Source organism: Azospira sp., assembly GCF_030247495.1.
Classification (GTDB): Bacteria; Pseudomonadota; Gammaproteobacteria; order Burkholderiales; family Rhodocyclaceae; genus Azospira; species Azospira oryzae.
Window position 1 is genome coordinate 434,010 of sequence record NZ_JAOTRW010000002.1, and the last position, 11,975, is coordinate 445,984.

Consider the following 11,975-nt stretch of genomic DNA (forward strand, 5'->3'; position numbering starts at 1 on the left):
GAATCAGAAGTTAGGGCTTGGCGGCAGCCTCGGCCGGAACGGCGGCAGCGGCTGCCGCTTCGACGGCGGCGGGCGCCTTGTGGTCCGCATCCGGATGCCAGCCGAGCACGGTGAGCAGGACGAAGAAGCCGACCACGTAGGCCAGGGCCACGTGCCAGCCGTGGCGCAGCCAGTTACCCACGGACTTGGCCTCGGGGAACATGTTGGAGAGGGCCACGCCGGCGGAGGAGCCGAACCACACCATGGAACCGCCGAAGCCCACGGCGTAGGCCAGGAAGCCCCAGTCGTAGCCGCCCTGCTTCAGGGCCAGGGCCGTCAGCGGAATGTTGTCGAAGACGGCGGAAACGAAGCCCAGGCCCAGGGCGGTCTGCCAGGAGGCGCCGGGCAGCTCTTCCACCGGCATCATGGAAGCGCAGGTGACCAGGGAGAGCAGGAAGATGGAGCCCTTGAAGGTTTCCGGCAGCACTTCCCAGTCGGGCCGGCGGATGGAGGTGGAAATGAGGATGGCCAGCCACACGGCGACGCCGATGAAGGGGAAATGGTCCGCCTCTTCGGGGAAATTGATATTCACCAGCACGTTGGCGCCGATGGCGAAGGCCAGGATCATGCCGACGATGCCGACCCGGGCCCAGTCGATCTTGGTGTGCTGGTGGCCGCCCTTGATGATGGGGGAGTAGGCATGCTGCTGCCTGGAGGCGACGAAGGCGACGATGAGCAGGGCGACGATGGCCGCCACGTAGGCGTCGAGCACGATGTGGGGCGGCACGCCGTCGATCCACATCATGGTGGTGGTGGTATCCCCCACCACGGAGCCGGAGCCGCCGGCATTGGAGGCGGCGACGATGCCGGCCAGGTAGCCCACGTGGACCTTGCCGCGGAACAGCTGGTGGGCCATGGCGCCGCCGATGAGGGCCGCGGCGATGTTGTCGAGGAAGGAGGACAGCACGAAGACCATCACCAGCAGCACGAAACCGCCCTTCCACTCGCCCGGCAGGTACTTGGGCAGGATCACCGGCACGTGGCTCTTCTCGAAGTGGCGCGAGAGCAGGGCGAAGCCCATGAGCAGGCACAGCAGGTTGGAGAGGGTGACGAACTCGTGGCCCAGGTGGGCGGCGAAGCCGGCAAAGCCGACCCCGGTCTTGAAGCCGGTGACGAAGATCTTGTACAGGCTGATCACGGTGACGCCGGTGAGACCGACGTAGAGGGTGTAGTTGTGGAACAGGGCCACGCCCAGCAGGGTCAGGCCGAACAGGATGAAGTCCAGGGGAATGCCGGCCACCAGCACCGGGCCGTCGGCCCAGGCGGAGAGGGGAAAAGCCAGGCACAGGGCCAGCAGGCCGAGGGAGCGCGCTCCCGGGCGGGACAGGGTCGACAGCATGGAGTCCTCCAGATTTTTGTGGGCCGGATTCTAACATTCGCCCCGCGGCCTCCCCCTTAGGGGAAAACACTTAGCCCCATGCTGCAACGCCGCATTCTGGCGCACAATAGGACATCGTCTTCCACCGCCCGCCCCATGTCCCTCATCAACGCCCACCTCGCCGAAGGCATCGGCAGCATCACCTTCAACTACGACTTCAAGCGCAACGCCCTGTCGGAAGCCATGACCGGCGAAATCGCCGCCGCCCTCGCCCTGTTCACCCAGGAAGGGGCCCGGGTCGCGGTGATCCGGGGCCAGCCCGGGGCCAAGGTGTGGTCTGCCGGCCACAGCGTGGACGAGCTGCCCACCGGCGGCCACGACCCCCTGGGCTGGAAGGACTCCCTGCGCATGGTGATCCGGGAGATCGAAGCCTTTCCCGGCCCGGTCATCGCCCAGGTGGGCGGCAGCGTCTGGGGCGGCGCCTGCGAACTGGTGTTCGCCTGCGACCTCATCGTCGCCACCCCCGAAGCCACCTTCGCCGCCACCCCGGCCAAGCTGGGCGTGCCCTACAACGCCACCGGCCTGCTCACCTTCCTCAACGCCCTGCCCCTGCACCTGGCCAAGGAACTGCTGTTCACCGGCAGCCCCATGGGCGCCGCCCGCCTGGAACGCCAGGGCGTCATCAACCACCTGGTGCCCGCCGCCGAGATCGACGCCTTCGTGCACGAGCTGGCCAAGGGCATGGCCCACAACGCCCCCCTCTCCATCTCCGTGATCAAGGAACAGCTGCGCATCCTGGCCGGCGCCCACGCCCTCTCCCCCCAGGATTTCGAACGCATCCAGGGCCTGCGCCGGGTGGTGTACAACAGCGCCGACTACGCCGAAGGCATCCACGCCTTCAAGCAGAAGCGCAAGCCGATCTACCGGGGGCAGTAGGTAGGATTAGGCTTCCGGCAATCGGGCCGCGAAGGGGAGACAAAGCGTGAAATTCGGTTACACCATCATCTACGTCGCCGACGTACCGGCCGCCATCGCCTTCTGGGAAAGGGCCTTCGGCCTGCACCGGCGCTTCATCGACGCAACGGGCGTCTACGGGGAGCTGGAGGCCGGCGCCACCTGCATCGCCTTCGCCAGCCACGGCCTGATGGCGGATCTGCTGCCCCCGGAATGCGTGACGGAGCCGCCATTGCCCCAGCATCACGCTTTCGAGATCGGCCTCTTCACGGAAGACGTGCCGGCCGCCTACGCCAAGGCCCTGGCCCAGGGGGCCACCGGCCTGACGCCGCCGCGCACCACCCCCTGGGGCCAGACCGTCTCCTTCGTCCGCTGCCCGGAGGGAACCCTGGTGGAGTTGTGTACGGCCATCAAGCGTTAGTGCCCCAGCGCCCGAATCCATATCGCCTGAACCAATGGAAACCAATCCCAGGCAGTCTCCGCCCCCCGAAGTGGAACGTCGGAAATATCAGACGCTGCATGCCGGCATTGTCTACGGCTTCGCCGCGGTTGTTCTCTTTATTGCTTTGACAGTCTCGTTGCAACTCGGACTGGGGATTGGCCTGGCGGCCCTGCTCCTCCTGGGCGCTTGGTGGGGCGTCCTCATCGTTTTCTGGAGCCACCCAGTTTTCTGCCGGTTCGAAATGGAACATGAGTGGTTGGCCAAGACGCGCCAACTGCCGGCGGGGGTAGAAAGAACATTGCTCACAGGCCTATGGGTCACTTTCTACTGGCCCCTTCTGCTATCGAAGAACATCTATTTCTGGGCATTGCTTGCAGGCGTCGGCATCTATTACGCCTTGAAACTCAGGTAAGCCTTCAGTAGAACCGCCAAGGCCGGAATCAACCCCCTACCACCGCCGCTTTCTTGCTTCGTCCAGAAACGCCTGCAGCAGCGGCTCCCCGTCCAGCAGTTCGCCCTTGCCCGGGGTGTGGAATTCCGGGTGCCATTGCAGGCCCACCACGAAGCCCCGACCGGTCCAGCGCACGGCTTCCACCAGGCCGTCGGCGGCGGTGGCTTCCACCGTCAGGTCCTTGCCCAGCACCTTGACCGCCTGGTGGTGGATGGAAACCACCTGGCCGCCCGTCTGCTCCGGGTAGAGCCTGGCCAGCAGGCCGCCCTCGGCGAACTGCACCGGGTGGGTGTGACGGTCGTATTCGGGGGCCTCGTGGGCGATGGCGTCTTCCACCAGGCTGGGGATGTCCTGGTGCAGGCTGCCCCCCAGGGCCACGTTGATCAGTTGCAGGCCGCGGCAGATGCCCAGCACCGGCTTGCCCGCCTCCATGAACTCGTGCAGCAGTTCCATCTCGTAGGCGTCCCGCACCCGGTCGCCGGCCCATTCGGGCTTGAGGGGTTCCTCGCCGTAGCTGAGGGGCGAGAGGTCGGTGCCGCCCTGCAGCACCAGGCCGTCGAGGGCGCCCACGTAGTCGGCCAGGCGCATGTTGCTGCGCTGCATGGGGCTGTCCTGGACGATGGAGGGCACCATGAACACCAGCACGTCCCGGGACATGACCCAGTGGGCCACGGACTGCTCCAGGTACTGCAGGGTCTTGCCCAGCAGGCCGACGCTCTCGGGCTGGGGATGGTAGAGGCGGGCGGAAATGCCGATCTTGACGGTGCGCTTGGCCATGTCTGACTCCTTTCGATCCGGGTTTCAGGGCATTGCCGCAGCAAGGACAAGCGCCCGGGAGCACGCCGCAAACCAGGCCCCTCTCGGTGAACTCTGTGCCCTCTGTGGCAATAGCATTTTCAATACACCCGCTACACGCCCCCCGCCCAGCAACGGGCCGAGTGGCGCACCACGTCCTCCAGGGCGCCGCTTTCCTCGTGCCGGGCCCGCAGCCAGGCGCTGCCGTTGGCGCCGCTGCCGGCCATGGCGGCCAGCCGGGCCAGGGGCGCGCGGCTGCCGAGGATGTCGGCGAAGGGCTGCAGGCGCTCCAGGGTGGCCAGCAGGTCGTCCCGCAGCACCAGGCTCTGCTGGCTGCGCGGGTCCACCAGGGTGGCGTCGAAACCGAAGCGGGTGGCCTGGAAGCGGTTGTAGCCGTAGACCAGGTACAGGCCCTCCTCCACCCGGTCCGCCGGGTAGGGGCGCTCCACCAGCAGCCAGAAGGCCAGGGCCTGGACGAAGGCGGCCAGGGCGGCGGCCGTATCCACCTCCAGGGGGGTGTCGCAGATGCGCACCTCCACGGTGCCGAATTCGGGCTTGGGGCGGATGTCCCAGTAGAAGTCCTTGATGCTGCCGATGATGCCGTAGCCCAGCATCTTGGCAAAAAACTCCTCGAAGCCGGCCCAGGTGCTCACCGGCGGCATGTGGCCGGAGAGGGGAAAGGCGGAAACGGCGTGCAGGCGCGAGGTCTCGAAGGAGGTGTCCTGCCCCTGGGAAAAGGGCGAGGCCGCCGAGAGGGCGATGAAGTGGGGAATGTAGCGGGACAGCTGGTGCGTCAGATACACCGCGTCGTCCCCCGACTCGCAGGCCACGTGGATATGCTGGCCGAAGACGGTGAACTGCTTGGCCAGGTAGCCGTAAAGGCTGGACAGCTGCTGGAAGCGCTCGGTGGGGAAGATGCGCCGCTCGTGCCAGAGGTGGAAAGGGTGGGTGCCGCCGCCGGCGATGGCCAGGTTGAGGCTGCCGGCGGTATGCACCACCGCGTCGCGCATGGCGTGCAGCTCCTCCAGCAGGCTGTCGTGGCGGGCGTGGGGGCTGCTGTTGAGCTCGATCATGCTCTCAGTGATCTCGGGCTTGATCTCCCCCGGGTGGGCCACCTTCTCCAGGGCCCGCAGCAGGTCCGGGCCGCCCCGGGTCAGGTCCTGGGTATGGGGGTTGATCACCTGCAGTTCCAGCTCCACCCCCAGGGTGTAGGGACTGACGGACTTGAACTCAAGCATGCTCGTCTCCTTCCGGCCGGCTCTCGCCGGCGCCCTTGAAAGCCGCCTGCACTGCCAGGGGGCCGAGGAATTCCAGCAGCACCACCGCCGCCAGCACCAGGTTGCCCAGCCGTTCGCCGAACTGGGGATAGAGGCTGGTGAGGTCATGCACCAGGGCGATGGCCACCCCGGACATGGGCAGCAAAGCCAGGCTCAGCCAGGCGTGCTGGCGCCAGGTGATGCGGGAGAAAGGCGCGGTGAGCATGACCCCGGCCGCCTTGCCCAGGCTGCGGGCCGCCAGATAGGCCAGCACCGGCAGGCCGGCGGCCAGCACTGCCGCCAGGGGCAGGCTGGCGCCGGTGAGGACGAAGAGGACGATGTAGAAGAGCTGGGCGGCGCCCCCCAGGTCCACGCTGAGCAGGGCGTAGCGGCTGTCCCACTGGCGGCAGGCCAGGCCGAACACCAGCAGGGCCAGGAACACCGACAGCTGGAAGGCGTGGGCCAGGCCCACCGCCGCCAGCAGCATGCCGGCCAGCAAGATGAACTGGGAAAACTTGGATTCAGGCCCCTTGCCCAGCAGGCGGGCGCCCCACAGCACCAGGCGGGCGGCCAGGCTGCCCAGCAGCACCGAACCCAGCAGCAGGTAGAGGGGATGCAGCAGGGTCTTGTGCCAGGGCGCCGCATTTTCCGCATGGGCCACCGAGAGCAGGGTGGTGGCGGTGAGGAAGGCGAGCAGGGTGTTGATGGCCACCAGGGCCAGGGTGCGCTCCGTCACCTGGCCTTCGGCCCGGAATTCCCGGGCCACCAGCAGCACCACGGCAGGCGAGGTGGACAGGCCGATGGCCGCCGCCAGGCCCGCCTCCACCCGGGTGAAGCCGAACAGGCACAGCACCCCGGCCATGGCGGCGAAGGCCAGGGCCGATTCGAGCAGGGCCGCGGCCAGCAGGGAGCGGTCCCGCTTGAACCAGGTCAGGTCCAGGCGCCGGCCCAGGTCGAAGAGGATCAGGCCCACGGCCACGTCGAAGAAGAGCCGGGTTTCCCCCAGCAGGGGGTGCAGGGACCAGCCCGGCGGCAGCCAGGGGCCGGCCTGGCCCAGCAGCAGGCCGGCCAGGAGCCAGCCCAGCAGGCGCGGCAGTTTCAGGCGGCGGGCCAGCTCGCCGCCGAACAGCCCGGCCAGCAGCAGGCTGCCGAACAGGGCGGCGGGGCCCAGGGCCGGCGGCAGGGCCGGCAGAAAAGCGAAAGAGATGTTTCCGTCCATAGCGCGGTGCTCCCATGGGACGGCTGTTCAGCAATGTCTCAACAATGCGGCGCCCGGGCGGCCTGCCCGATGGGGCAGGAGCGGTCAGCGCACAGCCTGTTTTTGTTATTGAAAGACGGGCGCCGGCAAGGCGCCCCGGGATCATCCCCGGGGGCGGGGACGGTGGAGGCCGTAGGTTACTTCAGGTCAGAGTCGGCCGGACCCCGGCAAGTTCCGTACGGCCTGACGGCGCGCAAAGCCAAGGCGCAGACGCTTCTCGGTACCGATGACCAGGCCGCAGAAGAGGGCGAAGGCGCCGATTTCCAGCCATTCCGTGAGGCCGATGGGGGCCGTGGCGAAGAGCCGGTTCATGATCGGCGCGTAGGTGAACAGCAGCTGCAGGGCCGCCATGGTGCCGATGCCGCCCCAGAACCAGCGGTTGGTGAACAGGCCGATGCTCCAGAAGGAATGGGTGAGGGAGCGGCAGTTGAAGAGATAGACCGTTTCCACCAGCACGAACACATTGACCGCCACGGTGCGGGCCTCGGCCAGGGTGTGGCCCTGGTCCAACTCCCTCAGGAAGAGGCCGAAGGCGCCGAGCAGCAGCAGCAGGCTCACCAGCAGGATGCGCCCCACCAGGGGGGCGTCCAGCACCGGCGTCTGGGGCGCCCGGGGCGGGCGGGCCATGACGCCCTTCTCGATGGGCTCGAAGGCCAGCATGAGGCCGAGAAACACGGCCGTGGTCATGTTGATCCAGAGAATCTGCAGGGGCGTGATGGGCAGGGTGGCACCGGCAACGATGGCGGCGACGATGACCAGGCCCTCGCCGAAATTGGTGGGCAGGGTCCAGGTGATGAACTTCACCAGGTTGTCGAAGACGCCCCTGCCCTCCTCCACCGCCGCCTCGATGGCGGCGAAGTTGTCGTCGGTGAGGACCATGGCGGCGGCCTCCTTGGCCACCTCGGTGCCGGTAATGCCCATGGCGATGCCGATGTTGGCCTGCTTCAGGGCCGGGGCGTCGTTCACCCCGTCGCCGGTCATGGCCACCACCTGGCCCTGGGCCTGCAGGGCCCGCACCAGACGCAGCTTCTGTTCCGGCTCGACCCGGGCGAAGACGTTGATCTGCTGCACCGCCGCCAGCAGCCCGGCGTCGTCCAGGGCCGCCAGTTCGCCGCCGGAGAGGGCCTGCTCGCCCTCGGCGGCAATGCCGATCTGGCGGGCGATGGCCAGGGCGGTGACGGCATGGTCGCCGGTGATCATCTTGACCCGGATGCCGGCGTTGCGGCAGGCCTTAACCGCCGCCACGGCCTGGGCCCGGGGCGGGTCCATCATGCCGATCAGGCCCAGGTAGTCCAGGCCCTCGCCGGCGATCAGGGAGTCGGCCTCCAGCACGGCCTCGGCCGCCCAGCCGCGGCGGGCCACGGCCAGCACCCGCAGGCCCCGGGCCGCCATCTCCCGGGCCTGGCGCTCGATGGCGGCGGCGTCGGCCGCGCTCAGGGGCACCGGCTGGCCTTCCGCATTGCAGCGGCGGCGGCAGTGGGGCAGCAGCTTTTCCAGGGCGCCCTTGGCATAGACCACCAGGCCGCCGTCGCCCCGGTGCAGGGTGGCCATGTACTGGCGGGCCGAGTCGAAGGGCAGTTCGTCCTGGCGCGGATAGAGGGAAAGCAGGGTGTGTTCGTCCAGCCCGGCCTTGCGCGCCGCCACCAGCAGGGCAGCCTCCGTCGGGTCGCCGCTGATCTGCCAGTGGCGCCCCTCCTTGAAGAGGCCGGCGTCGTTGCACAGGGCGGCGGCCAGCAGGGTTTCCCGCAGGGCCGGCTCCGGCGGCGCCTCGTTGCCCAGACGACGGCCGCCGATCTCCCCTTCCGGGGCGTAGCCGTTGCCGCTCACCGGGTAGGCGATGCCGCCGGCCACCACTTCCCGCACCGTCATCTGGTTCTCGGTGAGGGTGCCGGTCTTGTCGGAGCAGATCACCGTGGTGCTGCCCAGGGTTTCCACCGCCGGCAGCTTGCGGATGATGGCGCGGCGCTTGGCCATGCGCGAGACGCCGATGGCCAGGGTGATGGTCATGGCCGCCGGCAGGCCTTCGGGAATGGCGCCCACGGCCAGGGCCACCGCCGCCATGAACATCTCGAAGGGGGATTCGCCGCGCCACAGGCCGACGGCAAAGGTGAACAGGGCCAGGGCGCCGATGGCCATCAGCAGCCAGTTGGAAAAGGCCGCCATCTTGCGGGTGAGGGGCGTCATCAGGTCCGGCGTCTCGCCCATCAGCTTGGAGATGCGGCCGGTCTCGGTGGCGTCGCCGGTGGCGATGGTGATGCCGGCGCCCTGGCCACTCACCACCATGGTGCCGGCGTAGGCCATGTTGCCCCGGTCCGCCAGCAGGGTTTCCGGCGGCAGGGTCTCGGCGTGCTTGTCGCTGGCCGTGGATTCGCCGGTGAGGGCCGCCTCCATGGCCTTCATCTCCTTGGCCCGGAACAGGCGCAGGTCTGCCGGCACCTTGTCGCCGGCAGCCAGCAGCACCACGTCGCCGGGCACCAGGGCGCGGGAGGGCAGGCGCTTCTTCTCCCCTTCCCGCAGCACCGTCACCTCGCTGGCGACGGAACGGGCCAGGGCCGCCAGGGCGCTCTCCGCCTTGCCTTCCTGGATGAAGCCGATGACGGCGTTGATCAGGGTGACGCCGAAGATGACTCCCGAATCCACCCACTCGCCGAGAAAGGCGGTGACGGCCCCGGCCAGCAGCAGCACCAGCACCAGGGGCTGGGCGAACTGCAGGGCGAAGCGCAGCAGGGGCCCCTTGCCCGGCTTGGGCGTCAGCCGGTTCTCGCCGTGGGTCTGGCGGCGGCATTCCACCTCGGCCTCCGACAGCCCTTCGGCGCAGGAGGTCTGCCAATGCTCGGCTACGGCATCGCCGGAAAGGTGGTGCCAGACGGGGGAGGAAGCATCGGGACGGGGCATGGTGGGCCAGAAGGCAATGACGACAGCCTTATTGTCCGCCCTTTCCCCTTTCCGGTGGAGTACGTCAGGCTCCCGACACGGCCTTGTGCAAACGGCTGCCGCCCAGCCAGGCCGCCAGCCCGGCCAGGCTGACGATGCCGCCGCAGAGGCAGACGCCGCTCCAGCCGGCAGCGCCGTAGGCGGCGGCGGAGACCAGGGAGCCGGCGGCGCCGCCGATGAAATAGCAGGTCATGTAGGCCGCCGTCAGCCGGTTGCGGGCCTCGGGCCGGATGCGGTAGATGGCGCCCTGGTTGCTCACGTGCACGCCCTGCACCGCCAGGTCCAGGGCCAGCACGCCGAGGATCAGGGCCACCAGGGACAGGGGCGCGAAATAGAGGGCGCCCCAGGAGAGCAGCAGCAGCCACCAGCCCAGGGTGGTGGCCCGGTCGCCGTGGCCCCGGTCCGCCAGATGGCCGACGGCGGAGGCAGCGAGGGCGCCGGCGGCGCCGGCCAGGCCGAAGAGGCCGATGGTGACTTCGGAAAAGCCGTAGGCGGGGCCGGCCAGGAGGAAGGCCATGGAAGTCCACAACACGCTGAAGGCGGCGAAGGCGGCGGCGCCGAGGAAGGCCCGCAGGCGCAGGCTCGGCTCCTCCCGGAAGAGGCCGAGCACCGACAGCAGCAGCCGCGGATAACTGAGGCCGACGCTGTGCTGGTAGCGGGGCAGGCGCCGGGCCAGCACCAGGGCCGCCAGGGCCATGGCCGCGGCGCCGACCCAATAGACCGTGCGCCAGCCGCCCAGGGTGGCCAGGGCCCCGGCCACGGTGCGAGCCAGCAGGATGCCCAGCAGCAGGCCGCTCATCACCGTGCCCACCACCTTGCCGCGCTGGGCCGGCGCCGCCAGGGTCGCCGCCAGGGGCACCAGCACCTGGGCCACCACGGAGAACAGGCCGGCCAGGGCGGTGCCGACGAAGACGCCGGCCATGGAGGGCGATAGGGCGGTGACCAGCAGGCCCGCCGCCGCCAGCAGGGTCATCACCACAATCAGGCGGCGCCGTTCCAGCAGGTCGCCCAGGGGCACGATCAGCAGCAGGCCCAGGGCGTAGCCCAGCTGGGCTGTGGTGACGATGGCCCCGGCCCCGGCGGCGGACAGCCCCATCTCCCGGGCGATGGCCGGCAGCAGGGGCTGGGCGTAGTAGTTGCCGGCCACGGCCAGGCCGGTGGCGACGGACATGATGGGCACCAGGCCGGGCGTCAGGCCCGGGGTGACAGGAACGGCGGCAGCAGAGGACACGGCAATCTCCAGGGGAAGGTGGGCGCCCCGGTCCCGGCCGGAGCGGCGTTATGTGGCGCCAGTATGGGAATGGCAGATCAATGACGCCAATGCATTGTTATCATCCAACCAATCCATTTTTCAGATTGATCGCCATGAACCTGCGCCAGATCGACTATGCCGTGGCGGTGGCCGAAACCGGCAGCTTCACCCGGGCCGCCGAGCGCTGCCACACGGTGCAATCCGCCCTCAGCCACCAGATCTCCCGCCTGGAGGAGCAGCTGGGAGCCCGCCTCTTCGAGCGCACCTCCCGCCGGGTGGCCCTGACCCCGGCCGGCCGTACCTTTCTCACCCACGCCCGCCAGGTGCAGGAAGCCGCCCGCCGCCTGGGAGACGAAATGGCCGCCGCCACCGGCGAGATCCGGGGCACCCTGACCCTGGGCACCATTTCCACCCTCACCGTGGTAAACCTGCCCGCCCTCCTCGCCGAATTCCACCGCCGCCACCCCCAGGTGGACATCCGCCTGCACACCGGCATGAGCGACCGCCTGCTGGAAGAACTGCGGCAGCAGGAAACCGACGCCGCCTTCATCGGCGTCTGGCCCGGCGAGCCGGTGGCCGGGGTGGACGCCCGCCTCCTCAGCGAAGAGCCCCTGGTGGCCCTGCTGCACCCGGACCATGCCCTGGCCGGGCGCAAGCGCCTCAGCCTGGCCGAACTGGCCCGGCAAACCCTGGTGGACTACCAGGCCGGCACCGGCCCCCGGCAACAGACCGACGCCGCCTTCCAGGCCGCCGCCATCGAGCGCCGGGTGACGGTGGAGGTCAATCACGTGGAATGGCTGGAAGCCCTGGTGCGGCAAAACGTCTGCATCGCCCTGGTGCCCCTGGCCACGGCCGCCCACTACCCGGGGCTGGTCACCATCCCGGTCCAGGCCGCGCCCCGCCGCCGGGTCTACTTCGCCTGGGGCCGCCACCCCACCCCCGCCGCCCTCGCCTTTCTTGGGCTGGTGCAGCAGGCGTTGGAGTGAGCGGCGGGACGCTCAGGGCACCCGGTCTGGGAGGAAGGGAGGACGGTCCTTCCGGCCATGGCATGGCGGAGAGTGGCGTCGCTGTTGGGTTGTGGGGCTGGTGCTTTTCGGCTGGGGATATTGCCTGTGAGGCTGAATCTTCAGGCGTGGTGGGTTGATTGACCGCTGTGTTCCGCGCCTGACGCGCGGGTTACTTGTTCTTGTCTCGCCAAGAATAAGTAACCAACAAGAAGGCGAGCCCGGTTTGGCGCCCCGCTACGCGGTGTCCCCTGCGCTACTCGCTTCCGGCG

10 protein-coding genes are annotated in these 11,975 nt (G+C 69.1%); 4 read left to right on the plus strand and 6 right to left on the minus strand.

Annotated features, from left to right (window positions below; genetic code table 11):
* Positions 1-10: 10 nt before the first annotated feature.
* On the minus strand, positions 11-1,378 hold the full coding sequence (locus OEL49_RS02010; protein WP_130458970.1) for a citrate transporter: 1,368 nt from the start codon (positions 1,376-1,378) through the stop codon (positions 11-13).
* A 135-nt stretch (positions 1,379-1,513) separates the two neighbouring features.
* Between OEL49_RS02010 and scpB the strand changes: the two genes are divergently transcribed.
* The 3 genes from scpB to OEL49_RS02025 are packed head-to-tail and all read left to right on the plus strand — an operon-like array spanning position 1,514 to position 3,165.
* A complete protein-coding gene (scpB, locus tag OEL49_RS02015) occupies positions 1,514-2,293 on the plus strand; it encodes a methylmalonyl-CoA decarboxylase (RefSeq protein ID WP_152089618.1) in 780 nt (259 codons plus the stop codon).
* A gap of 46 nt (positions 2,294-2,339) precedes the next feature.
* Positions 2,340-2,732: a VOC family protein gene (locus tag OEL49_RS02020; RefSeq protein WP_287873857.1), complete on the plus strand. Its 393-nt coding sequence runs from the start codon at positions 2,340-2,342 to the stop codon at positions 2,730-2,732.
* 34 nt (positions 2,733-2,766) lie between these two features.
* Positions 2,767-3,165: a hypothetical protein gene (locus tag OEL49_RS02025; protein WP_287873858.1), complete on the plus strand. Its 399-nt coding sequence runs from the start codon at positions 2,767-2,769 to the stop codon at positions 3,163-3,165.
* Between the two features lie 36 nt (positions 3,166-3,201).
* Here the strand turns inward: OEL49_RS02025 and OEL49_RS02030 are convergent, their stop codons facing one another.
* The 5 genes from OEL49_RS02030 to OEL49_RS02050 all read right to left on the minus strand — a co-directional run bounded on the left by OEL49_RS02030 (position 3,202) and on the right by OEL49_RS02050 (position 10,678).
* Complete coding sequence (locus tag OEL49_RS02030) at positions 3,202-3,981, minus strand: gamma-glutamyl-gamma-aminobutyrate hydrolase family protein (RefSeq protein WP_130458974.1); 780 nt, start codon at positions 3,979-3,981, stop codon at positions 3,202-3,204.
* A 131-nt stretch (positions 3,982-4,112) separates the two neighbouring features.
* A complete protein-coding gene (locus tag OEL49_RS02035) occupies positions 4,113-5,237 on the minus strand; it encodes a YbdK family carboxylate-amine ligase (protein WP_287873859.1) in 1,125 nt (374 codons plus the stop codon).
* Positions 5,230-6,474, minus strand: a complete 1,245-nt coding sequence (locus OEL49_RS02040; RefSeq protein WP_152089622.1) for a cation:proton antiporter — start codon at positions 6,472-6,474, stop codon at positions 5,230-5,232. Before OEL49_RS02040 ends, OEL49_RS02035 begins: the two co-directional genes overlap by 8 nt.
* 186 nt (positions 6,475-6,660) lie before the next feature.
* Positions 6,661-9,408 (minus strand): cation-translocating P-type ATPase, encoded by a 2,748-nt coding sequence (locus OEL49_RS02045; RefSeq protein ID WP_287873861.1) that lies wholly within the window; start codon positions 9,406-9,408, stop codon positions 6,661-6,663.
* Between the two features lie 64 nt (positions 9,409-9,472).
* Positions 9,473-10,678 (minus strand): MFS transporter, encoded by a 1,206-nt coding sequence (locus OEL49_RS02050; RefSeq protein ID WP_287873862.1) that lies wholly within the window; start codon positions 10,676-10,678, stop codon positions 9,473-9,475.
* 134 nt (positions 10,679-10,812) lie between these two features.
* Between OEL49_RS02050 and OEL49_RS02055 the strand changes: the two genes are divergently transcribed.
* Complete coding sequence (locus OEL49_RS02055) at positions 10,813-11,685, plus strand: LysR family transcriptional regulator (RefSeq protein ID WP_287873864.1); 873 nt, start codon at positions 10,813-10,815, stop codon at positions 11,683-11,685.
* Positions 11,686-11,975 lie beyond the last annotated feature (290 nt).